This is a genomic window from Frigoribacterium sp. CFBP9029 (assembly GCF_034045305.1).
Lineage (GTDB): Bacteria > Actinomycetota > Actinomycetes > Actinomycetales > Microbacteriaceae > Frigoribacterium.
Genome location: NZ_JAXCWB010000014.1, coordinates 1 through 23284, shown reverse-complemented (window position 1 = coordinate 23284; position 23284 = coordinate 1). Strand labels below are relative to the sequence as shown.

The following is a 23284-nucleotide window of genomic DNA, read 5'->3' as shown; positions in this document are numbered from 1 at the left end:
TGCCGACCGGCACCGCGCCTCCTGAAGGGATCGTCTCGGCTCTACAGCGTCGCGAGCGCGGCGTTCAGCGTCGCCGACGGGCGCATGACCGCTTCGGTCTTGGCGGCGTCGAGGCGGTAGTAGCCCCCGATGTCGACCGCGGTGCCCTGCGGCGCGATGAGCTCGGCGGTGATGGCCTCCTCGCCCTCGCCCAGGGTCGCGGCGAGCTCGGCGAACGAGGCGGCCAGCTCGGCGTCGACGGTCTGCGCGGCGAGCTCGTCGGCCCAGTACTTCGCCAGGAAGAAGTGGCTGCCGCGGTTGTCGATCGAGCCCAGCTTGCGACCCGGCGACTTGTTCTCGTCGAGGAACGTGCCGGTGGCGCGGTCGAGCGTGTCGGCGAGGATCTGCGCCCGGGCGTTGCCGGTCGTGGTCGCCAGGTGCTCGAAACTGACGGCCAGCGCGAGGAACTCGCCCAGGCTGTCCCAGCGCAGGTAGTCCTGCTCGACGAGCTGCTGCACGTGCTTCGGGGCGGAGCCGCCGGCGCCGGTCTCGAAGAGCCCGCCGCCGTTGATCAGCGGCACGACCGAGAGCATCTTCGCCGAGGTGCCGAGCTCCATGATCGGGAACAGGTCGGTGAGGTAGTCGCGCAGCACGTTCCCGGTGACGGAGATGGTGTCTTCGCCGCGGCGGATGCGCTCGAGCGAGAACGCCATCGCGTCGACCGGCGACATGATCTCGATCTGCAGGCCCTCGGTGTCGTGCTCGGCGAGGTAGGTGCGGACCAGGTCGATGAGGGTCGCGTCGTGCGAGCGGGTCTCGTCGAGCCAGAAGACCGCCGGGGTCTCGCTGGCGCGGGCCCGCGTGACGGCGAGCTTGACCCAGTCGCGGATCGGGACGTCCTTCGTCTGGCAGGCGCGCCAGATGTCGCCCTGTGCGACCTCGTGCTCGAGGAGGGTCGTGCCGGCGGAGTCGACCACGCGCACGGTGCCGTCGGCCGGCAGCTCGAAGGTCTTGTCGTGCGAGCCGTACTCTTCAGCGGCCTGGGCCATCAGCCCGACGTTCGGCACCGAGCCCATCGTGGCCGGGTCGAAGGCGCCGTTCGCGCGGCAGTCGTCGAGCACGGCCTGGTAGATGCCGGCGTAGCTCGAGTCGGGGATGACCGCGAGGGTGTCGTGCTCTCCGCCGTCGGGGCCCCACATGTGACCCGAGGTGCGGATCATCGCGGGCATCGAGGCGTCGACGATCACGTCGGAGGGCACGTGCAGGTTCGTGACGCCCTTGTCGGAGTCGACCATGGCGAGGTCGGGGCCGTCGGCGATGCCCTGGTCGAAGACGGCCTTGATCTCGGCGCCGTTCGGCAGGGCCGCGAGACCCTGCAGGATGCCGTTCAGGCCGTTCGCGGGGTCGAGCCCGGCGGCCTCCAGGTCGGCGCCGTACTGCTCGAAGACGCGGGGGAAGAACGCGCGGATGACGTGACCGAAGAGCAGCGGGTCGCTGATCTTCATCATGGTGGCCTTGAGGTGCACCGAGAACAGCACCCCTTCGGCCTCGGCGCGGGCGATCTGCGCGGCCAGGAACTCGTGCAGGGCCGCGACGTGCAGCACGGTCGCGTCGACGACCTCGCCCGCGAGCACGGGGATCGACTCGCGCAGCACGGTGGTCGTGCCGTCGGCCGCTGCGAACTCGATGCGCAGGGTGTCGTCGGCGGCGACGACGACGGTCTTCTCGTTCGACCGGAAGTCGTCGACGCCCATGGTCGCGACGTTCGTCTTCGACTCGGCCGACCAGGCGCCCATGCGGTGCGGGTGCTTGCGGGCGTAGTTCTTGACCGAGAGCGGCGCGCGGCGGTCGCTGTTGCCCTCGCGCAGCACGGGGTTGACCGCGCTGCCCTTGACCCTGTCGTAGCGGGCCTTGACGTCGCGCTCGGCGTCGTCCGCCGGGGCGTCGGGGTAGGCGGGCAGGTCGTAGCCCTGCGACTGCAGCTCGGCGATGGCGGCCTTCAACTGCGGCATCGAGGCCGAGATGTTCGGCAGCTTGATGATGTTGGCCTCGGGCGTCTGCGCCAGGGCGCCGAGCTCGGACAGGGCGTCGCCGATGCGCTGCTCGTCGGTGAGCCGCTCGGGGAACTGGCTGATGATGCGTCCGGCGAGCGAGATGTCGCGGGTCTCGACGTCGACCCCCGCGGTCTTGGCGTACGCCTGGATGATGGGAAGGAACGAGTAGGTCGCCAGCAGCGGCGCCTCGTCCGTGAGCGTGTAGATGATCTTGGCCATGACGGCGGGTTCTCCCTCGTGTCGCTCGTGCGTGTGTTCCGCCTCAGGCTAGCGCCCGGAGATGTCTCGATGTCGAGAGACTTCGAGCACCCGGCGCGCGGCCCGCTCGACCGACTCGACGTCCACGCCCTTGAGGCGCAGCAGCTCCGCGCCCGAGCCCGACTCGCCGAACCCGTCGATGCCGACGACCTCGCCGTCGAGGCCGACGTACCGGTGCCAGGGCTGCGTGCTGCCGGCCTCGACGGCCACGCGAGCCCGCAGGGCGGACGGGAGCACCGCCTCCTGGTATCCGGCGGACTGCTCGTCGAACCACTCGAGGCAGGGCATCGAGACGACGCGGGCCGCGACGCCGTCGACCGCGAGCCGACGGGCGACCTCGACGGCCACGTGCACCTCGCTGCCGCTGGCGATCAGCGCCAGGTCGTCGCCGCCGCGCTCGGCGTGCACGACGTACCCGCCGCGCGCCGCGCCGACGTCGGTCGCCTCGCCGCCGCCGAGGTCGGGCAGGGCCTGACGCGAGAGCACGAACGCGGTCGGGCCGCTCCCGTCGTGCTCGGGGGCCGGGCCGTCGTCCTCGCGGGTCGAACCGTCGCCCTCGCGGGTCGCACCGGCCGCAGCCGCCGCCGAGGAGGCGCGCTCGGCTCCGCGACCCAGCACGCGCCTCCAGACGGAGACGACCTCGCGGGCGTCGGCCGGGCGCACCACGTCGAGCCCCGGCACGGTGCGCAGCGACGCGATCTGCTCGACGGGCTGGTGGGTCGGGCCGTCCTCGCCTACGGCGACCGAGTCGTGCGTGAAGACGTAGAGCACGGGCAGCCGCATCAGCGCCGCCAGCCGGATGCTCGGTCGGGCGTAGTCGCTGAACGCGAGATAGGTCGAGCCGTACGGGCGCCAGAGGCCGTGCAGGGCGATGCCGCTGAGCACGGCCGCCATCGCGTGCTCGCGGATGCCGAAGTGCACGAAGTCGCCCCCGGGTGTCGCGCGATCGACGGCGACCCCTGCGACGGCGACGTTCGTCGACGCCGACAGGTCGGCCGAGCCGCCCCACAGCCCGGCGAGGTCGTGCACGGCGGCGAGCACGGCGCCCGACGTCGTGCGGGTCGCGGCGCCGTCGTCGACCGGGACACCTGCCAGCACGGCCTGGAGACGGGTCGGGTCGGGCGCGGCCCGGGCGGCGTCGCGGCGGGCCGCGAGGTCGGGGTGCTCCCGCCGCCAGCGCTCGACCGCCGTGCTCCACTCGCGGTGCCGTCGGACGCCGCGGTCGCGCGCCGTGAGACCCGCCGCCCGCACGTCGTCGGGCACGAGGTCGTGCAGACCCGCGTCGGGCGCGTAGCCGAGCGCCACCTTGACCGCCGCGACCTCGTCGGCGCCGAAGCCGCCGGAGTGCGCCGCCGGGGTGCCGCCGCGCAGGGTCGACGGGGCCCCGATCACGGTGCGGAGGGCGACGAGCGTCGGGCGCCCGTCGCGCACGCGCGCCGCCTCGAGGGCCCGCTGCAGCGCGTCGAGATCGGTGGCGTCGTCGGCCGCGACGTCGATCACCGACCAGCCGTAGGCGCGGTACCGCGCCCGGACGTCCTCTGAGAACGCCAGCTCGGTCGTCCCGTCGATGGTGATGCCGTTGTCGTCCCACACGACGACGAGGTCGTCGAGCCCGAGCGTGCCGGCGAGGCTCGACGCCTCGGCCGAGACCCCCTCCTGGAGGCAGCCGTCGCCCGCGATCACCCACACCGTGGGGTCGAACAGGCCGGTGCCGCCGCCGTGCAGGGCCTCGTCGCGGCGGGCGGCGAGCGCGATGCCGACGGCCGACGCGAGCCCCTGGCCGAGCGGCCCGGTGCTCATCTCGACGCCCGGGGTGTGGTGCAGCTCGGGGTGCCCGGGGGTGCGCGAGCCGAGGCTGCGGCTGCGGGGCAGCTCGTCGAGGTCGAGGTCGTAGCCGGTCAGCACGAGCTGCGTGTAGAGCAGCAGACTCGCGTGGCCCGCCGACAGGACGACGCGGTCGCGCCCCTCCCACCCCGGGTCGGACGGGTCGTGCCTCAGCACGCGCTGCCAGAGCACGTGGGCGAGCGGTGCGAGGGCCATGGCGGTGCCGGCGTGGCCGTGGCCCTTCGCCTGGACGACCTCGGCGGGGATCGCGGTGGCCGCGGCGACCAGGCGCTCGTCGAGCCCGCGGCTAGGGTCTGTCGGGTGGATGTCGGGGACGTCGTTGGCCATCCGTCCACATTCGTATACAAATAGACAGAAGTCAACCGACCGGCACGGACCGAGCGAGACCGACACGACCCACCGAGACCCACCGAGACCCACCGACCGAGAAGAGCGCATCGTGGCCCGAACCCCCAAGACCCCCTCGACGGGGTCCGGCGTGGTGCTCGACCTCATCCGTCGCGGCGAGGCGGCCACGCGCTCCGAGCTGATCGACCGTCTGGGCTGGTCGCGCGTCACGCTCGCCCGCCGTCTCGACGACCTGCTCGAGGCCGGCTTCATCGTCAGCGCCGGGCAGCTGAGCTCGAGCGGCGGCCGCCCGCCCGAGGAGTTCGCGGTCGACGCGTCGGCCGGAGTGATCCTGTCGATCGACATCGGCGGCTCGCACACCCGGGTCGGGGTGACCGACCTCGTCTCGACGGTGCTCAGCGAGGACGAGGCCGACATCGGTCTGCACGACGGACCGGACGAGATCTTCAGCTGGGCCATCCAGGTGTTCGACTTCCTGCTCGCCGACCTCGGTCGCGGTCGCGGCGACGTCCGGGCGATCGGCATCGGCGTGCCTGGGCCGGTCGACGCGGTGACGGGTCGACTCGGCAGCCCGCAGCTCGACTCCCGCTGGGAGGAGGTGCGCGTCGACGACTACTTCACCGGCTTCGACGCCGTGTTCGCGGTCGACCGCGACGTCAACATCCTGGCCGTCGGCGAGTCCCGGCTGAGCTGGCCCGAGTACTCGCACCTGACCGTGGTCAAGGTGGGCATGGGCGTCGGCTGCGCCTTCGTGCTCGACGGTCACGTCTACCGAGGGGCCCGAGGAGGCGCGGGTCAGCTGAGCGCGCCCCGTCAAGACGGCAGCCCGCTCCACCGTCTCGAGCTCGAGGCGAGCGGCGCCACCATCCGCCGCGAACTCCGCTCCCGGGGCCGCGACATCGCGACGAGCGCGGACATCGTCGCCGCCGCCCGGGCGCACGACCCCGTGGTGCTCGACCAGCTCGAGCAGGTCGGCACCCGGATCGGCGAGGCCCTCGCCGACGTCGTCGGGCTGCTGAACCCTCAGGCGGTGATCATCGGCGGCAACCTGGCCGAGACCGGCGAGCGCCTCGTCGCGGGCATCCGCTCGGCGCTGCTGACCGGCACCCACGACTTCTCGCGTCGCGGTCTCGTCGTCGAGCGGGCCCGCCTCGGCGACAAGGCCGGCGTGCGGGGGGCCTCGCTGATGGCGCAGGACGCCCTCTTCGACATCGGCCGGGTGAGCGCCGCGACCAGCCGGCGGTCCCCGGCGTCGTGACCGGCGCCTCCTGACCGGGTCTCCCGCGCCTCCTTCGAGGACTTTCGAACACGAGTGGTCAAAAGCCGTTTTTCGGGTTAGGCTCGGGCACCAGTCGACGAGGCCCCTCTTCGACGACAGCTGCCGCCCAACGAGGCGCCGAGCGGAAGAGCGCGACATGCCCGTCGACCTGGCCGAAGAACTCCCCGTCGAATCCGTCGTCACCGGCGCGCACGCCGCCGACTGGCGCGAGGCCCTCCGACTGGCCGGCGACGGTCTCGTCGCCTCGGGCGCCACGACCTCCGCCTACACCGACGAGATGATCGCCGCCGTCGACGAGCTGGGGCCGTACATCGTCATCGCCCCGGGGCTCGCCCTGGCGCACAGCCGCCCCTCGCCCGCCGTGTCGCGCACGGGCCTCTCATGGGTCGGCCTCGCCGAGCCGGTCGAGTTCGGGCACAAGACGAACGACCCGGTCGATCTCGTCATCGGGCTCGCCGCGCTCGACCACGACGGCCACATCGAGGTCATGTCGGCCCTGGCCGGCGTGCTCGCCGACGAAGACGGGCTCGCGGCCCTCCGCGCCGCCGGGTCGCCCGACGAGGTGCTGCGCACGCTGCACGCGCTCTCCGACGCCCAGAACGCCTCCTGACCACCATCGCCACGCACCACCACCACGCACCGCTCGAAAGGAACGCACCATGAAGATCATCACCGTCTGCGGCATGGGGATCGGCACCTCGGTCCTGCTCAAGATGAACGCCGAGAAGGCCCTCCGCGCCCTCGACGTCGACGCCGACGTCGAGGCGGCCGACATCGGCACCGCCCGCGGCGCCGCCCGCACGGCCCAGATCGTCCTGACCTCGGCCGACCTCGTCGAAGAGCTCGGCGAGGTCCCCTCGAAGGTCATCGTCATCGACAACTTCACCAGCGTCGCCGAGATCCAGGCGAAGCTCCAGGAATCGATCGCCTGACGCTCCGCGTCGGCTGATCCCACGAACGAAACCCAGAAGGAGTCCCAATGGAGTGGCTGGTCGTCGTACTCGACTTCATCGGCATGCAGATCCTCAACGTGCCCGCCTACCTGATCGGCATCATCACCGCGATCGGTCTGATCGCGCTGCGCCGCAACGCCGGGCAGGTCGTGGGCGGTGCGCTCAAGGCCGCTCTCGGGTTCCTGATCCTCGGGGCCGGCGCGACCGTCGTCACCGGGGCGCTCGACCCGCTCGGCACGCTGATCCTCGCCGTCACCGGCGCCCAGGGCGTCATCCCCACGAACGAGGTCATCGCGGCCGTCGCGCAAGAGCAGTACGGCGCGCAGAGCGCCTACGTGCTGGTGCTCGGGTTCCTGGTGATGCTCGCCCTCGCGCGCTTCACCCCGCTGAAGTACATCTTCCTCACCGGGCACCACATGGTCTTCATGTCGGTGATGCTGACGGTCGTGCTGTCCGTCGGTCTCGGCGAGGGCCTCAGCTGGCTCACCGTCGTGCTCGGCGCGGTGCTGCTCGGCGTGATCATGGTGGTGATGCCCACCCTGGCGCAGCCCTTCATGAAGAAGATCACCGGCGACGACTCGATCGCCATCGGCCACTTCGGCACCCTCGGCTACCTCGCGGCGGGTGCCACCGGCTCGGTCGTCGGCGGCAAGAGCAAGTCCACCGAAGAGATCAAGTTCCCGCAGGGGCTGAAGTTCCTCCGCGACTCGATGGTCGCCACCAGCCTCTCGATGGTGCTGATCTACCTGGTCTTCACCGTCTGGGCCCTCATCGTGCTGCCGCGCGACCAGGCGTTCGACATCTTCGGCGTCACCGACGCGGGCGCGTTCATCATGGCCGGCTTCGCCCAGGCGCTGCAGTTCGGCGTCGGCGTCGCGATCATCCTCTACGGCGTCCGCACCGTGCTCGGCGAGCTCGTGCCGGCGTTCCAGGGCATCGCCGAGAAGGTCGTGCCCGGCGCCAAGCCGGCCCTCGACATCCCGCTGATCTTCCCGTACGGGGCGAACGCGGTGCTGATCGGGTTCCTGTCGTCGTTCGCCGGCGGTCTCGTCGCCCTCGCGGTGCTGGCGTCGTGGCTGAACCCGGTGTTCGGCCTCGCGCTGATCCTGCCGGGCATGGTGCCGCACTTCTTCACCGGTGGTGGAGCCGGCGTCTTCGGCAATGCGACCGGCGGTCGCAAGGGCGCCGTGCTGGGCGGGTTCGTCAACGGCCTGATCATCACGTTCCTGCCCGCGATCCTGCTGCTCGTGCTCGGCAACCTGGGCTTCGCGAACAGCACCTTCGGCGACGCCGACTTCGGCTGGTTCGGCACGCTCATCGGCGTCAGCTTCCTGGGCGGCCCGCTGATCGGCGTCGTCATCAGCCTGGTCGTCGGCGCCGCGCTCGTCATCGGCGCGTCGATCTACCAGATCAAGCTCGTCGACGGCGGCTGGGTGCCCGGCGCGAAGCGCGATGCGCGACTGGCGGCCGAGCAGGCCGAGGTCGATGCGGCGAAGGCGACCACCGCCTCCTAGGCAGGCGCTCCGCGAGAACGACGAAGACCCCCGTGCGCTGTGCACGGGGGTCTTCGCGTCGCTCGGCCGGGTACCCGGCCTGAGGAGCAGAGCGCAGGAGGCGCGGGTCGCGACGACCGCGCCGCCCGGCTACCGCGGGATGACGGAGAACAGGAAGCGCTTCCGCACCATCCACCACACCAGCAGGATGACCGCGGTGTGGATGATCGTGCCGGTGATCACGTTCGTCCGGTCGAGGCCGGGGATCGACGCCACCGCCAGGGCGAAGAAGACCTGCCAGATGAACACGTAGAGGCTGGCCTGCCCGAGCGGGATCCACAGCCAGCCGAGGGCGGCGGCGATGGGCTTCCAGAACACCGTGAGGATCGCGTAGACGCAGACGACGACCAGGGCGGTGTCGACCAGGCGGCCCCACTGCATGTCGACGCGCTGGTAGCCCGTCAGGTACAGCGAGTCGTAGATCGACGAGGGGATCGGCCCCAGGTCGAAGCCGTAGGTGCTGCCGGCCCAGATCAGGGCCAGGAACCCCGCGTAGCCGACCACGCCGACCCCGACCAGCACCTTGCCGACCGTCGTCGTCAGCGCCGAGACGATCTGCCGCCGGTAGTTGCCGATCACGAGACCGTGGGTGAACAGCACCTGCCAGGCGAAGAGCGGGAACACCGGCTCGAACTGCGAGGGCAGCAGCGAGAAGTCGGGGAAGAGCACGCCGACCGCGTAGACGGCCCAGCTGCCGACGAGCACGACCCACCAGAGACCGCGCTTCACGAGCCACATGAGACCGGGGATCGTCAGGCTGAGCACGACGAACAGCCCCATGATGTTGAACGGCCAGGGGCCCATCTCGAGCAGCAGCAGCTGCCGGACGGCGTACCAGGGCGGCGGGTAGTCGAGCAGGCGGTCGGCGTTCGGGTAGAGGTCGTAGACCCGGCCCATCGCGCCGGCGCCGGTGTCGCCCGTGCCGCGGTCGGTGAAGGTCGTGATCTCGTCGGTGTTCACCAGCGGCACGAAGCTCAGGGCGAAGACGACGAGGATGACGACGAGCGTCACGACGTACTGCTTGCGGGCCCGCACGAAGGCGCCGATCGCGGCGGTCTTCTCGCCGAACTTCTTGACGCCCAACGGGTAGACCATGCCGAGCACGAGCCCGCTGAGGAACACGAACATCTCGGCGCCGGTGATCGCGCCGACCGCCTTCAGCGTGACGAACGAGTACGGGCCCGCGACCTCGATGTGGGTGATGACCACGGCCAGGATGATGAACCCGCGGAAGAGGTCGATGCGGAGGTCGCGCCCGGGCTTGCCGTCGTCGGGGTAGCGCCAGCGCGGCAGCACGCGCCCCACGACGCCGCTCAGCAGGAACGCCAGCGCGAGGGCGACCGCGCAGCCCACGATCCAGCCCATCTCGTCGCCGCCGCCGCCGTCGCGCACCTGCACCGTGGCGGCGTCGCCCTCCTCGGGTGTGACGGGGTCGGTGAGAGGCCCGAAGACGATGGCCCCGCTGTCGACCAGGTCGGCGCGGAACGCCGCGGCGATGGCGTCGTCGTCGGTGGCGCGCCAGTCGACCTCGCGGTCGCCGGCCTCGGCCTCCTCGCGCACGGTCTCGAGCCAGGTGACGCCGGCCACGAGGGGCTGGTCGTCGAGCGCGGTGAGCATCTGACGCCACCAGCCCTGCTTGACCGCGAGCTCGGTGGCGCCGTCGAGCCCCTGGTCGTAGAGGGCGCCGGTGTCGAGCAGCAGCGGGTGGTCGGTGCCGACCGCGAACCGGTCGTAGAAGGTCGCCTCCTGCGGCTGCGAGTAGCCCCAGGTCTCGTCGAAGCGCGCCTGCACCTCGCCCTCGGCCGGCGCCTGGTTCACGACGAGCGGCACGTCGGTGCCGGCGGCCGTCGAGGCGTCGCCCTTGCCGAAGAAGAACATGGTGAGACCGACCCAGTCGACGGCGTCGTCGCCCGGGTAGTACGGGCCGTACGGGTCGTCGGCCTCGGTGACCGTGCCGTCGCCGTCGGTGTCGAGCAGGGCCTCGTCGCGGGCCCCGGTCGCGGGCAGGCGCCCGTCGGCCTGGGCGAACGGGTAGCCGGCGCCGTACGAGGGCGCCCAGACCATGTCGGCCGTGGACGTGCCGTCGTGCACGGCGTCGGCGATCTGGCCGAAGGCCCGCACGAACTCGGTCGGCTGCTGCCCCCAGCGCTGCCAGTTGCCGTTCATCTCGGGGGCGAAGCGCACGAGCTGCGCGATGCCGTACTGGTCGTGGAACTCGGTCAGCAGCTCGTCGGCCCGGGCGGCCTGGTCGGCGTCGAGGTCGGCGAGCGGTCGCGACGGCTCGAGGCTGACGACCAGCGCGGCGCCCTGAGCCGCCGCCGCGCGGGCCGATCGCCGCCACTGATCGGCGGAGTCGTCGTCGATCGGGTAGTCGATGTTGACGGAGTACGTCGAGGGGGTCTCCCCCAGGCGGTCCGCGTAGCCGTCGGGCCCGTCGGAACCCCAGTCGAGGTCGGGCCCGAACCAGGCCCCGTCTGCAGGAGGCGCGGTGTCGGCGGTCGCCGGCGCCGCGCCTCCCAAGACCAGGGGCACCACGGCCACCGCCGCCGCGAGTGCGGCGAGGGCGCGCAGTGCCGGTCTTCTCACCGACGGCACACGAGAGTCCAGATGTTGCGGCCGCCCTCGCGGGTGTAGTCGAGCGACTCGAGGCTGAGCATGGCGAGTGCCAGACCGCGGCCCCCCTCGTCGTCGAGATCCGCCATCGACACGTCGCTGAGGTCGATCTCGGCGGGCAGGCCGTTGTCGTTGAAGACGGCCGTCAGGCGCTCGTCCTCCGCACGGAGCTCGAGGGTGAAGCGGCGACCCTCGATCCCCTCTGCGCCGTCGGCCACGATCGAGTGCTCGATGACGTTCGCCGCGATCTCGACGATCGCCGTCTCGAACGGGAACCGCACCTCCATCGAGTCGATGCCGAGGGCCGTCCACCAGGCCTCGAAGGTGTTCTGGACGAGATCGATGCTCTCGGGGACGGCAGCGACGTCGATGACGCTGACGCCGTCGCTCTCAGTCATGGAGCGCTTCTTCGACCGAAGCGCGGGGCTGGAGGATGCGGTCGAGGTTCGTGAGCTTCAGCACCATCGACACCTGCTCGGTCGGCGCGACGAGCCGCAGGTCACCACCCGCCTGGCGCGCGGACTTGAGGCACGACACGAGCGCGCCGAGCCCCGACGAGTCGACGAAGGTCGTCTGCGACAGGTCGACGATGATCAGCCGGTCGCCGGCCTCGATGCGTGTCGCCACCTCCGTCCGCAGCTGCGGGGTCGACACGACGGTGAGGCGCCCCTGCGGGGAGATCACGCATCCGCCCTCGACGGTCTTCACTTCTACGGTCATCATGGGGATTCCTTGTCTCGGGGCTCCGGCCCCGTGTAGAGAACGGCGCGGACGACGATGCTGAAGATCACCAGGTCGAAGACGACCCAGAGGATGTTCACCAACGGCGCGATGCCGTCGGCCTGTCCGGTCGCGTAGCGGATGCCGACCAGCACCAGTGCTGCGGCGAGGCAGCCCATGGCGACGAGTTGCGGCTTCACGAGGTCCCAGCGTGGCCCGTTCGAGGCCTGCTTGGTCTTGGGCGTCACCGAGAAGCCGAGCGCACGGCCCCGGTAGACGTTCTGGAACGCCGTCGTCACCGACGCGATCCAGACGGGGAAGAGCGCCAGCGAGTACTGCTGCCCGCGCCAGGTCGGCCGCCCGGCGGCCACGACCCAGAACAGCACCTGGTTCAGCACCAGGAACGGGATCAGCCGGGCGAAGAAGTCGACGCTGTACGCGGTGACGGGCACGACGCCGAACGAGAGGCAGAGCACGGGCGCGCCGATGTAGACGAGGGCGGCGAAGCCCGAGAGGTAGCTCCACATCGTCGAGAAGTACATCAGGCGCTGGCCCAGCGAGAGGCCCTTCTGCACGAGCGGGTTCTCGCGGAAGAACACCTGCATCGTGCCCTGAGCCCACCGCAGGCGCTGCGTCATCATGGTGTTCAGGTCTTCGGGGGCGAGGCCGATCGCGAGGATCTCGTCGTGGTAGACCGACTTCCAGCCGAGGCCGTGGAGGCGCATGGCCGTCGCCATGTCCTCCGTCACCGAGATCGTGGCCAGCGGCATGATCGCCTGGGCCTCGTCGCCGCGGTCGACGTCGAGCGCGCCGACGAGCATCGAGATCGACTCGATGGCCTGCAGCGGCGACGCCGAGCGGTCGCTGAGCAGATCGAGGGCGGCCTGGTCGAGCGCGTCGAAGGTGCCGGGGCCGACCGACATGGCCGCGAGCTCGGCGATGTCGTCCTGCATGGCGGCGACGTCGGCGTCGGCGAACCGGTAGGCGATGGTGTCGATGCCGCGCTGGAACCGGTACGTGACGTCGCCGAGCGAGTCTCCGCGGGCGAGCTCGACCCGGGCGCGCTCGACGATCGTCTCGGCCTCCTCGAGCACCTCGAGCACGCGCGGCTGGTCGACGGCCTCGAGACGGGCGTGCTCGATCAGACGGCTCGACGTCTTGACGGCGCGACGCACGGCCGACTCGACCTCGGCGACGTACCGCGACACGCCCAGCTGCATCAGCGCCTCCCGACGGAGGACGGCGTTCGAACCGCAGAAGAACGCGCTGTTCCAGCCGTCCTTCGACTGCTGGATGGGCCCGTAGAACAGCGGGGCCTGACTGCCGAGCGGGTCGGACTCGGGCACGTTCTCGAACCACTGCGGCGTCTGGACGAGCGCGGTCTTCTCGTCTTTGAAGTACCCGAGGGTGCGGTGCAGGATGCTCGGCTCGGGCACCTGGTCGGCGTCGAGGATCAGCAGGAACTCGCCCTCGGTCGTCAGCAGCGCGTTGTTCAGGTTGCCCGCCTTGGCGTGCCGCGGGCGGTCGACCCAGTCGGACGACCGGGTGATGACGCCGATCCCCGCGCCCTCGGCCGCCTCGCGGATCTCCGCCCGCCCGCCGTCGTCGAGGATCCACGTCGTGTGCGGGTACTCGATGGCCTGCGCGGCGAGCGCCGTGCGCATCACCATCTCGACGGGCTCGTTGTAGGTGGTGACGAAGACGTCGACGGTGACGACGGTCTCGGGCGAGTCGGGCGACGGCGGGGTGGGCGGCTCGCCCCGTTCGCGGAGGCGCCAGGCGCCGAGGCCGAACAGCAGCGAGTCGATCACGCTGTACGTCTCGGCGACGACGAGCGGCACGGCGATCCACCACGAGGTCCAGTTCACCGAGACGGCCCAGCGCCAGATGATGTAGTTCAGGCCGGCGAGCGATGCGAGCAGCACGACGATGCGGATGGGCACGATCCGACGGGCCGGGGTCGACCGGCCGAGGAGGCGCTGGTCGCGTCGGGTGAGGAGGTCCGTCACGGACGTCGGTCCAGTACGAGGAGGGTCACGTCGTCACGGGCGATGCGGTCGCGGGCGAGCAGGGCGATGGCGTCGACGAGATCGGGGGCGTCGGAGCGTTCGGCGTCGCCCGAGCGGGCGACGATGCCGCCGACCTCGGCCAGCCAGCCGTTCTCGTCGTCGAGCACGTCGAGCACGCCGTCGCTCATGACGACGAGCCGGTCGCCCGGCAGCAGCACGATGGTGTGGGTCTCGTGCGTCTGCGCCTCGAGGCCGAGCGGCAGGTCGGATCCCATCAGCTGCTCGACGGAGCCGTCGGCGCGGACGACCAGAGCGAGACCGGAGCCGGCGTCGACGTACGAGAGCTCGTCGGTGTCGAGGTCGAGCACGGCGTGGAAGTACGTGACGAACGAGCCGGTGCGCTGCAGATCGCCGATGACGGCGCGCTCGATGCGGTCGACGGCCGTGCCGAGGAGGCGGTTGTCGCTGACCGTGGGGACGGCGGCTCGGCAGGCGGCCCGCACCGACGACCCGAGGATGGCCGCGCCGACGCCCTTGCCCATGACGTCGCCCACGGCGACGTGCACCTGTCGGCCGACGACGCCGTAGTCGAAGTAGTCGCCGCCGACGCTGAGGGAGGGGAGGCAGACGCCCTCGACGTGGACGTCGTCGATCTCGAGCGGCTCGGCGGGCAGCAGCGCCTGCTGGGTCGCGGACGCCGAGGCGGCCTCGGCGTCGGCCAGCAGCTCGCTCTGAGCCCAGGCTGCGAGGTCTTCGAACTCGGACATCTGCTCGGCGTCGAGATGACGCGGTTCGAAGCCCATGACGCAGAACGAGCCCACGACGTTGCCCGACCCGTCGAGCAGGGGGTGGCCGAGGTAGAAGCCGAGGCCGTTGGCGCGGAACGGCTCGATGTGGTCGAAGCGGGCGTCGGCGGCGGCGTCTTCGGCGGAGATGATCTCGCCCGAGTCGATCACGAGGTGGCAGGGGGTGTCGTGCCGACCCACCACCGGGACGTCGAAGCCGTCGCGACCGAGGAAGAGCGCGCGCTGATTGTCGAGCACCGTGACCGACGACATCGGCACGCCGAAGATCGCCCTGGCCATGCGGGTGATGCGGTCGAGGCGGGGATTGCGGTCGGAGTCGATGACGCCGAGGCTCTCGACCGCCCGCTGACGCCTGATCTCGCGAGTCGACTCCTGCATCGCTGCACCCCCTCTCTGTGGACACTCTAAACAGATGGAGCGGTCTACGGCGGCGATCGGGCCGCCGCCGGTGGCCCCATTTCTGGTCTGGCCGGGGTGTGGAGGAGCCGATCGACGAGCCGTAGGGTCAGCGCTGCGCGAGAGCAGCCGCGACGGACGCGGCGGACTCGGCGTCGTCGATCGTGACGGCGACCGCGCTGCCGTCGCGGCGTCGGACGACGATGCCGGGGCGGCGGCCGGTGACGTAGGCGGTGCCGCGCTTCGAGACGCGCAACCCCCAGCCGCCCCACGACATCGGGTCGAGGGTCTCGGTCTCGACGCCGGCGACGTCGGTCAGGCGCACCCGCAGCAGGCGGACGCCGAGCAGCGCCGAGACGAGGCGCACCCCGCGCTGGTCGACGGTCAGTCGGACTCGCCCCAGAGCGAGGACGGCGGCGCCGGCGAGCAGCAGCACGGCCGAGTAGACGACGACCGAGGAGGCGCCGCTCACGAAGAGCACGGCGCCGGAGACGATCGCCAGGGCCATCACGACGGACCCCATCACGACGAAGACGGGGCTGCCGGTGGTGCCCGACCACGCCAGTCGCTCCCCCGGTCGCAGATCCGCCGGGCGGACGCTCGCCCGGTCGTCGAACTCCACGTCGGGCAGCGCCCGGACGCCGCTGCCGGTCGCCAGCCAGCCGACGACGACGCCCCAGGCGAGGCCCGGGAGCGTGAGCGCGGGCGTCCAGCCGGCCACCGCCTCCTCGGGGGTCGGCGCGGCTGCTGTCGCGAGGGCGGTGGCGACCCAGGTGCAGGCGGCCAGGCCTGCGAAGGAGGCCGCGCCTCCGGCGATCAGACGTGACGGGCGCCCGCGCCGGGTCAGAGCGGCCACGATCGACACCGTGGTCAGGGCCGCGACGATCGCCGCGACGACGGCGAACGACGACCAGGTGCCCGAGAACCCGTCGGCGGCGCCGTCGCCCGACCAGTGACGCGCGATGGTGTCGCCCAGCCGCGGACCGAGCACGAGGGCGACGACCACGAGGAGGGCCGCGGGCGCGAGGGCCGCGACGACGGCCGAGGAGGTGCGGAGCAGGACCACCCCGTCCACCTCGGCGGGCACGGGGTCGGCAGGCACGGGCGTGGTGCCGGTCTCGGGCTCGTCGGGCGTGCTCGGGGCGGGTCGGTCGGCGGTCATGTCATCCCCCTGATGATCGTGGCGAGGTCGGCGGGTGCGATGCCGAGGCGGGCGGCGTCGCGCACGAGCGCGGCGGCGGCGGCGTAGAGGGCCGTGGTCGGGGCGTCGGCGCCCGCGATGACGACCGCCCCGCGACCGCGACGGAGCTCGATCAGGCCGGCGGTACGGAGCGAGTCGTAGGCCCGCAGGACGGTGTGCATGTTGATCGCGAGGGCGGCCGCGAGGTCACGAGCCGAGGGCAGTCGCTCGCCGACCTCGATGTCGCCGTCGGCGATGCCCCGGCGGATCTGCGTCACGATCTGGTCGGCGATCGGCATCTCGGATGCCGGGTCGAGCCTGATCAACATGTTCTAGTTCTACTAGTACAAGTGGTTGCTCGCAAGGGCCCCCGTGCGCTTATCGGCTAGCCGACGCTCGAGCTCGAGCACGAGACTCTCAGGAGGCGCACAGTGGATGTACCGCTAAGCCTCGATTTGAGGCTCCTGAGCTCGTCACCATCTCGGTGGTGAGGGGGTCAGGCGGTGCCAACTTGTCGTCAACCGCTCGAAAGGTCTCTCATGAGCTTCCTCGCCTTCCTCCTCCTCGGCCTCATCGCCGGCGCCATCGCCAAGGCCATCCTCCCGGGCCGTCAGGGCGGCGGCTGGATCGCCACCCTCGTGCTCGGCGTCATCGGCGCCCTGCTCGGCGGCTGGATCGGCGGCGCGCTCTTCGGCGTCGACTTCAACGGCTTCTTCTCGATCGAGTCGTGGCTGATCGCCATCGTCGGCGCGGTCGTCGTGCTGTTCGTCTACGGCCTCATCACGGGTCGCAGCAAGCGCTGACCCTCCGGGTCTAGAAGAAGGGGCGGGCGCAGTGCGCCCGCCCCTTCGTCGCGCTCGGGGTCAGCCGAGCCGGCCCGTCAGGCGGGATGCGCCGCTAACGCATCGGCGAACACCCGCTCTCCGCGTCATCCACGGTCGCAGCTGCTGACCCGATGCGACTCCCGGGTGATCAGCTGCCCGCAGGGCGACCGCCCTGATCGCGAGACATCTTGACATATCGTACGGTATGTCTTACTTTCGGCAGCTATGCATGAGCCCATCCTCGACGTGCGAGAGGCACGACGCAGCTTCCGGACGTCGGCAGGATCGATCGAGGCTGTCCGCGGGGTCGACCTCTCCATCGGCGCCGGCGAAGTCGTCGCCGTCCTCGGCCCGAACGGCGCCGGCAAGACCACCACGGTCAAGATGGCGGCGACGTTGCTCGAGCCCACGCGCGGCTCCGTCCGAGTCGCAGGCATCGATGCTGTCGCCGACCCTCGCGCAGCTCGCCGTCACCTGGGGCTGGTGCTCGGAGGCGACCGGGGCTTCTACATGCGGGCCAGTGCCGTCGAGAACCTCCGTTTCTTCGGGGAGCTCCAGGGAGTACACGGACGCGCCCTACGGCAGCGGATCGTCGAGGTGCTCGCCCGCGTCGGCCTCTCCGATCGTCGAGACAGCAGGGTCGAGACCTACTCCAGGGGCATGAGGCAACGCCTGCATCTCGCGAGAGCGCTCCTCGCAGAGCCCGAGCTCATCCTCCTCGACGAGCCGTCCATCGGGCTCGACCCTGAAGGCGCCGAAGACCTCCGCGGGCTGATCCGTGAGCTGCGGGCCTCGGGCAAGGCGGTCCTTCTGACCACGCACGATCTCACCGACGCCGACGACCTCGCTGATCGCATCGTGATCATCTCGGATGGTCTCGTCGTCGCGGAGGGGGCCCCCTCCGACATCGCGGCCCGCGCGGGGATCGGCACCGTGACGACCCTCACCGTCGAGTCGCGGGCAGATCCCCGGCCCATGTTCCGGTCCGTCGCCGGAACAGCGGACATCATCAGCGAGGAGCGGCGGGGACTCTGGTACGTCGACCTCGTCTGGGAGCACGGCCGCGATCCCGCCGCACCGGCCTTCCTCGCCTCCCTGGCCGACGTCCGGGCCTCCGTCACGAGACCGACGACCCTGGAGGAGGCGTACCTGGCCTTCCTGCGGACGCATCGAGAACGAGTCGGGACATCAGCGCCGTGAACGGGCTTCGAATCACGCTGTTCCACGCCCGGCAGCTCCTGCGGACGCCCTTCTTCCTGCAGCAGGCGCTCGTCGCACCATGCATCTTCGTCGCCCTCCGTGTCCTCGGCTCCCTCGGTGCCGACACCCCCCTGACGGCCTCGCTGTGGCTCGAGGGCTCCATCGCCGGCATCTGGGCGACGACCACGACCGCTGTCGGCATCATCAGCTACCAGCGCTTCCAGGGCACCCTCGAGCACATGGCCTTGAGCACCCTCCGCCCGGGCGTGGTCTTCGGGAGCCTGTGTGCGGCGGCGGCGACCATCGGACTCCTCGGCATCCCCCTCGCGCTCGGGTTGCAGCTCGCCGTGACGGGTCACGTGCACGTGGATCTCCGCGACCTGGTCTCGTTGGCCGCGTCGTTCCTTGCCTGCATGAGCTCCGCCCTCGTCCTGGCCGCGTTCTTCCTGGTCTCACGCTCGGCGACTGTGCTGGAGCCGCTGCTCCTGACCCCGATCTGGCTGCTCAGCGGGATCGTCGTCCCCTTGTCGTCATTCCCGTGGTGGATCGTTCCGGTAGCGGCGATCCATCCGCTCGTGGGGGCGGTCGCCGTCGGGCACTCGACGGGGTCCGTCGCTCTCGTGTGGCTCCTCGAGTCGGTGGGGATGTCCGCGCTGTGGGCTACGGCCGCGTGGGTTCTGCTGATCACGGCGCTCCGTCGAGCGCGTCGAGACGGAACGCTGGCGCTGGCATGACGGGCGCAGGTTCGACCTACCGCGCGGCGATGGTCATCGCATGGCGGGCGCTGCCCGAGTCGATCAGTCCGACCGTTCGAGCGGTCCGCCTCGGGGTGATCCCGCTGCTGACGTCGATGTTCTACCTCGCCATGGCGAGCGGTGCCGGGGCCGCCGATCCTGATGCGGGCGACGCCCTCGCCGCGTCGGTCGGCGTCGGTTCGGTCGCCGCGAGCGTCGCCGTCGCCACCCTGGTCGCAGAGGATCGCTTCGAGGGGACGACCCCGTTCCTCTTCATCGCCCCGCACGGAACCGTCGCCTCGTGGCTGGGTCGCTTCACCGTCGTCGCCGGCCTGGGCGTCCTGGTCGCGACCGTCGGTCTCCTCGCGACCCTCATGGTGGTCCAGCCGTCGGGCCGCTCAGACAGCTGGGGCATCATCGCCCTGGTGCTCATCGGCGTCGCACCGGCTGCCATCGGCATCGGCTTCCTCATCGGTGCCGCCAGCCTCTCCCTCCGCGACAGCTTGCTTCTGTCCAACATCGCAGAGTACGTGCTGCCCCTGGCGGCCGGGGTCGTCGCCCCCCTGAGCGTGCTGTGGCACCCGATAGATCTCGTAGCGCGTGTCATTCCCCTCGCGAACCTCATCGAAGCCGGGAGGACCGGCGTCGACGAAGGGATGTCGGAGGGGTTCTGGGGCGACTACGCCCTCGCTCTCGGCACCGGAGTCGTCTGGGTCATCGCGGCGGTCGTCGTCTGGGGGCGTTTCGAGCGACGCGCCCGTCGCGTCGGGACCCTGGAATCGTCGGCGTTCTGAGGCACGGAGCTAGGCTTCGACGTGATGAGCGACGACGACGTCTCCCTGCCCCGCGCTGCCGCCCCGGCCCCCAGAGGGCGCGGCGCGGTCCTCACCATCGCGCTCATCGTCGGCATCTCGCCCTTCGCGACCGACATGTACATCCCCGGTCTGCCGGCCATCGCCCGCGACCTCGGAGCCTCGACGGCGCAGGTGCAGCTCAGCCTCACCGCCTTCCTCGTCAGCTTCGCGCTGGGGCAGATCGTCATCGGCCCGCTCAGCGACGGCACGGGTCGCCGGCGCATCGTCCTCGTCGGCATGTCGGTGTTCGCGCTCGCCTCGGTCGCCTGCGCGGTGGCACCCGACGCGAGCACCCTCGTCGTGGCCCGGGTGCTGCAAGGATTAGGAGGCGCGGCGGGCTCCGTCGCGGCCCGCGCGATGGTCGGCGACTCGACGACGGGCACCACCCGGAGCCGCCTCTTCGCCACCCTGGCGGCCATCAACTCGGTCGGCCCGGTCGTGGCGCCGCTCGTCGGCGGCGCCGTGCTCGCGGCCGGGTCGTGGCGCGTCACGTTCGTCGTGCTGGCGGTCTTGGGGTCGGGGCTGGCCATCGCGGCGGCGCGACTGCTTCCGGAGACCCTCACCGCGCCTCCTGAAGGCGGAGCCTCGTTGGGGGCGTCGCTGCGAAGGATGCGCGGCCTGCTCGGGATCCCACGGTTCCGCTGGTATCTGATCACCGGATGCGCGGCGACGATCGGCTTCTTCTCGTACATCTCGACGTCGTCGTTCGTGTTCCAGCAGGAGTACGGATTCGGCGAGGGGCTCTACACGCTCGTCTTCGCCTCGAACGCGTCGTGCATGATCGCGTCGACGCTGGTGTTCCGGCGGCTCATCGGGCGATTCGACGAGGACCGCCTCTTCACCGTCGGGCTCGCGGTCTGCGCGACCGGGTCGCTGCTGGTGCTCGTGGGGGCTCTCTCGGGTGCCGGGCCGGCGCTCGTGTGGCCGGCGTTGGCGATCGTCACGGCGGGGTGGGGGTGGGTGATCCCGGGGTCGATCACGCTGACGCAGGCGCTCGGCCATCGCTCCCCCGGCACGGCGGCGGCCCTCGTCGGCGGACTGCAGTTCGGCCTGGGCGGAGCGGCCACACCGCTCGCGGGTGCCCTCGGCGGCACGGCCGTCGTGATGGGCGCGCTCATGCTCGGGTTCATCGCGGTCGGTCTCGGCGCGCAGGTCTGGGCGTCGCGTCGGGTCAGGTGACGGTGCCGGTGCCGGTTCCGGTTCCGGTTCCGGTTCCGGTGAAGGCTTCTCCGAGATCGAGATCGAGATCGAGGAGTCGCACGATCACACGACCTGGATCACGCTCGTGAACGCGAGTCGTGTCGACCTACGGGAGGTCGAGGGACCGTTCGTCGCGGCGAGGGTCGGTCTGTGCCTGCAGACGGTCGAAGACGGGAGCGCAGGCCGCTCGGAGTTCGTGCCACGTGGCCTCCATGAGGCCCGTCAGCGGGATGTCCACGCTGTGCGCGTAGCCGTGCTGCGCGCGCGGCACCGCATCTCCGGGCAGGACGAGAGACTGCACGAACGCCCCCGTGTCCTGGTCGAACGTGAGCGTGTGCGAGGCGACGTTCCGCCCCCAGTCTTCGGAGGGCCAGGACACGAACGCCACGTGACGGGGTGGGGCGGCCGGGTCGGTCGCGGAGACGTAGCTCCCGTAATGCTCCTCGCCGGGCGAGAGGATCTTGTACGCGCCGTTGTCCAGGTAGATCAGCAGAGCCTCGGGGAACGGCTTCGCTCCGTACATGGCCGTGTACCGCAGCGCCTGGACGAACACGGGAGCGCCCAGCGGCACCTCGAGTGCTCGCCGTGGTGATGAGTGCTCTTGCTCGATCATCGTGTCTCCTCTCGGTGAAAACGGGTCGACAGGGGTGCCCAGATTAGGCGATCTCTTCAGTACGTAGGCGTCTCCGGAGCCGCTGGGCTGATCGGCCGATAGCGTCGCCGTCATGGGGATCTGGTCTCGGCTCGTCGGCGCGGCGTCGAGCGACGTGCCCGCGGAGTTCGTCGTCGTCGTCAACCGGGAGAGCGTGTCGATGGGCGACGACGCCCAGTCGCACCATCGCGAGCTGCGGGTCCGGGCAGGGTCGCTCGTCGGCGATGTGGTCGAGCGCAGCAGCCCCGACGTTCGCGTACAGGGCTGGTCATGGGTGGCCGTCGTCGACGGAACGGTCGTCGCGGTGTGGTCGCTCGACCACGGCGTCGCCCTGCTCGCCCCCGACAGGCCCCTCACCGTGTCAGACCCAGCCGGGGTCGTCCAGGTGCGCTTCCTCTACCTCGGTCGGCTCGACCCGGCGTGGCTGCACGCGCGCCTCGCCCAGGGTGCGCCGCTCGACCGGGAAGCACTCGCCGCCGAGCACGCTCCGCTCGCCCGTGCGGTGCTCGAGCGTGAGCGCCGGGAGCGCGAGGCCGCGACGACCGCGCGCCTGCTCGGCCCGACGTGCGTGCGGGCGCTGGAGCATCTCGGGGCGGTCGTCGACCTCCACTCTGACGTGCTCTGCCGGTTCGACGTCGGCGGTGTCGCCTGGCAGGTCGAGCGCAGCGACAGCATGATCGTCGTCTTCGGCCGGGGGCGCCGGTCTCCCCTGGCGTCGCTGCGCCCGGTCGGCCTCGCGGAACGCTGGGTGCTGGCGGCGCTCGCCCTCGACCGGCGCGTCGCCGACGGTCTCGACCCGCTGCCCGACGCGCCCGTGCGCGCCGGGGCCGAGCCGGTCCAGCTTATGGTCGCGGGCAGGGCCCGGGCTGTCGCAGGCTCGTCGGGCGCGGTCATCGCGCAGCTGAGGGACGAACGCGACGTCGCGTCTCTCGACCTCGTCCTGGGTCGCGACCTCGACGAGGTGGTCGCGCTGTTCAGCCTCGCCGAGCCGCGCGCCTGAGGCACCCGTCGCGGCTCAGCCCGTGGCACCTCCGGCCGGCCCGACCGCGGGCTCGATGAGCTACGCGCGCACGGTGACGGCCACGACGGTGCCCGATCCGACGACGCCTGCCTCGGAGTCGGCGGTCCGGAGGTCCGCGGCGGCCCAGGCGAGCACCTCCGGTCGGCGAGCCGGTGTGCCAGAGCGGCGCTTCTGTGGGCAGTGTTGGCCACGTTCACACTCATGCTTGCTGTGTTCATGCTCACACACGGGGACGTTTTGTGGTTGGGCTAAGTCGGCGCAACCGCGGTACCCGTCTTGATCGACGCTTCTGCGCTCATCTACGGCGCCAGCTATCGAGTGCACCGCGTGCGGGAGTCGCGAGGGGAGTAGCAGAGCGTCTCGGTGGCCCATCCCCTATTGAGACAGGTTACGAGCTGTTCGGATTGAGCACGGTGACGATGGGGCGGTGGTCTGAACCTCGGGTGGCCTGAGAGTAGAGCACTGCAAAGGCGACGGGCTCCCAACCTGGGCCGAAAAAGGTGTGGTCGATCGCGGCGCCCAGAGACGCTGGCAGAGCCGAGGGCCAGGTGCCTGTCGACTCAAGGCCCAGAGCAGAGGCCGCATCCTGACACGGGCCGAGCTGGTCGCCGCCGAGATTTGCCAGGGTGGCGTTGAAGTCGCCGACGGCGACGATGTTCCGTCGGTCCGCGCACTGTTGCCGCGCCCAGTCGACGTGGCTCTGCCAAATGCTTGAGTCGACCAATGAAGGACGCTGCAGATGCGCCACGAGCAAGGCGGGGGCGCGGGGATTGTCTGAGGTCGCGACGAACCCAGCCCATGCCGGT

21 protein-coding genes are annotated in these 23284 nt (G+C 71.1%); 10 read left to right on the top strand and 11 right to left on the bottom strand.

The features are described from left to right. Positions 1–41: 41 nt before the first annotated feature. Together SOM11_RS13930 and SOM11_RS13925 are read right to left on the bottom strand one after the other, a co-directional pair. Positions 42–2252: an NADP-dependent isocitrate dehydrogenase gene (locus tag SOM11_RS13930; protein ID WP_320478407.1), complete on the bottom strand. Its 2211-nt coding sequence runs from the start codon at positions 2250–2252 to the stop codon at positions 42–44. Between the two features lie 48 nt (positions 2253–2300). Beyond that, entirely contained in the window at positions 2301–4463 is a 2163-nt protein-coding gene (locus tag SOM11_RS13925; RefSeq protein WP_320478406.1) for a transketolase, read from the bottom strand. Positions 4464–4575: 112 nt separating this feature from the next. Here SOM11_RS13925 and SOM11_RS13920 point away from each other — a divergent pair, with 112 nt between their 5' ends. The 4 genes from SOM11_RS13920 to SOM11_RS13905 all read left to right on the top strand — a co-directional run bounded on the left by SOM11_RS13920 (position 4576) and on the right by SOM11_RS13905 (position 8230). Beyond that, positions 4576–5742, top strand: coding sequence for an ROK family transcriptional regulator (locus SOM11_RS13920; RefSeq protein WP_320478405.1), 1167 nt, complete (start codon positions 4576–4578; stop codon positions 5740–5742). A gap of 157 nt (positions 5743–5899) precedes the next feature. Beyond that, positions 5900–6373, top strand: a complete 474-nt coding sequence (locus SOM11_RS13915) for a PTS sugar transporter subunit IIA (RefSeq protein ID WP_192060910.1) — start codon at positions 5900–5902, stop codon at positions 6371–6373. Between the two features lie 49 nt (positions 6374–6422). Continuing rightward, on the top strand, positions 6423–6695 hold the full coding sequence (locus tag SOM11_RS13910; protein ID WP_192060909.1) for a PTS sugar transporter subunit IIB: 273 nt from the start codon (positions 6423–6425) through the stop codon (positions 6693–6695). A 47-nt stretch (positions 6696–6742) separates the two neighbouring features. After that, on the top strand, positions 6743–8230 hold the full coding sequence (locus tag SOM11_RS13905; protein ID WP_192060908.1) for a PTS ascorbate transporter subunit IIC: 1488 nt from the start codon (positions 6743–6745) through the stop codon (positions 8228–8230). A 129-nt stretch (positions 8231–8359) separates the two neighbouring features. On the opposite strand, the gene opgC is transcribed toward SOM11_RS13905, so the two are convergent. From opgC to SOM11_RS13870, 7 genes are all read right to left on the bottom strand, one after another. Continuing rightward, complete coding sequence (gene opgC / locus SOM11_RS13900) at positions 8360–10855, bottom strand: OpgC domain-containing protein (RefSeq protein ID WP_320478404.1); 2496 nt, start codon at positions 10853–10855, stop codon at positions 8360–8362. Next, complete coding sequence (locus SOM11_RS13895; RefSeq protein ID WP_192060906.1) at positions 10852–11280, bottom strand: ATP-binding protein; 429 nt, start codon at positions 11278–11280, stop codon at positions 10852–10854. The genes opgC and SOM11_RS13895 overlap by 4 nt, the downstream gene beginning before the upstream one ends. After that, positions 11273–11602 (bottom strand): STAS domain-containing protein, encoded by a 330-nt coding sequence (locus tag SOM11_RS13890; RefSeq protein ID WP_197981978.1) that lies wholly within the window; start codon positions 11600–11602, stop codon positions 11273–11275. The genes SOM11_RS13895 and SOM11_RS13890 overlap by 8 nt, the downstream gene beginning before the upstream one ends. Beyond that, positions 11602–13545 carry a glycosyltransferase gene (locus SOM11_RS13885; protein ID WP_243215784.1) on the bottom strand — a complete coding sequence of 648 codons (1944 nt, stop codon included), beginning with the start codon at positions 13543–13545 and terminating at the stop codon, positions 11602–11604. The genes SOM11_RS13890 and SOM11_RS13885 overlap by 1 nt, the downstream gene beginning before the upstream one ends. Before the next feature lie 62 nt (positions 13546–13607). Continuing rightward, the gene (locus SOM11_RS13880) at positions 13608–14795 is read right to left on the bottom strand and encodes a SpoIIE family protein phosphatase (protein WP_320478403.1); all 1188 of its coding nucleotides are present in this window, start codon (positions 14793–14795) and stop codon (positions 13608–13610) included. A gap of 127 nt (positions 14796–14922) precedes the next feature. Then, positions 14923–15975: a hypothetical protein gene (locus SOM11_RS13875; RefSeq protein ID WP_320478402.1), complete on the bottom strand. Its 1053-nt coding sequence runs from the start codon at positions 15973–15975 to the stop codon at positions 14923–14925. After that, positions 15972–16322, bottom strand: a complete 351-nt coding sequence (locus SOM11_RS13870) for a GntR family transcriptional regulator (RefSeq protein ID WP_192060902.1) — start codon at positions 16320–16322, stop codon at positions 15972–15974. Before SOM11_RS13870 ends, SOM11_RS13875 begins: the two co-directional genes overlap by 4 nt. Before the next feature lie 210 nt (positions 16323–16532). Between SOM11_RS13870 and SOM11_RS13865 the strand changes: the two genes are divergently transcribed. The 5 genes from SOM11_RS13865 to SOM11_RS13845 all read left to right on the top strand — a co-directional run bounded on the left by SOM11_RS13865 (position 16533) and on the right by SOM11_RS13845 (position 20784). Further along, the gene (locus SOM11_RS13865; RefSeq protein ID WP_192060901.1) at positions 16533–16796 is read left to right on the top strand and encodes a GlsB/YeaQ/YmgE family stress response membrane protein; all 264 of its coding nucleotides are present in this window, start codon (positions 16533–16535) and stop codon (positions 16794–16796) included. Positions 16797–17042: 246 nt separating this feature from the next. Next, the gene (locus tag SOM11_RS13860) at positions 17043–18017 is read left to right on the top strand and encodes an ABC transporter ATP-binding protein (protein WP_320478401.1); all 975 of its coding nucleotides are present in this window, start codon (positions 17043–17045) and stop codon (positions 18015–18017) included. After that, positions 18014–18751: a hypothetical protein gene (locus tag SOM11_RS13855; RefSeq protein WP_192060898.1), complete on the top strand. Its 738-nt coding sequence runs from the start codon at positions 18014–18016 to the stop codon at positions 18749–18751. The genes SOM11_RS13860 and SOM11_RS13855 overlap by 4 nt, the downstream gene beginning before the upstream one ends. Further along, positions 18748–19545 carry a hypothetical protein gene (locus SOM11_RS13850; protein ID WP_320478400.1) on the top strand — a complete coding sequence of 266 codons (798 nt, stop codon included), beginning with the start codon at positions 18748–18750 and terminating at the stop codon, positions 19543–19545. Before SOM11_RS13855 ends, SOM11_RS13850 begins: the two co-directional genes overlap by 4 nt. A 24-nt stretch (positions 19546–19569) precedes the next feature. Then, on the top strand, positions 19570–20784 hold the full coding sequence (locus SOM11_RS13845) for a multidrug effflux MFS transporter (protein ID WP_320478399.1): 1215 nt from the start codon (positions 19570–19572) through the stop codon (positions 20782–20784). A 127-nt stretch (positions 20785–20911) separates the two neighbouring features. On the opposite strand, the gene SOM11_RS13840 is transcribed toward SOM11_RS13845, so the two are convergent. Further along, a complete protein-coding gene (locus SOM11_RS13840) occupies positions 20912–21418 on the bottom strand; it encodes a hypothetical protein (protein ID WP_320478398.1) in 507 nt (168 codons plus the stop codon). 112 nt (positions 21419–21530) lie between these two features. Between SOM11_RS13840 and SOM11_RS13835 the strand changes: the two genes are divergently transcribed. Continuing rightward, positions 21531–22457, top strand: coding sequence for a hypothetical protein (locus SOM11_RS13835; RefSeq protein WP_320478397.1), 927 nt, complete (start codon positions 21531–21533; stop codon positions 22455–22457). A 409-nt stretch (positions 22458–22866) separates the two neighbouring features. On the opposite strand, the gene SOM11_RS13830 is transcribed toward SOM11_RS13835, so the two are convergent. Continuing rightward, positions 22867–23284: endonuclease/exonuclease/phosphatase family protein (locus tag SOM11_RS13830; RefSeq protein WP_320478396.1), on the bottom strand; the 418-nt coding region annotated here is incomplete at its 5' end.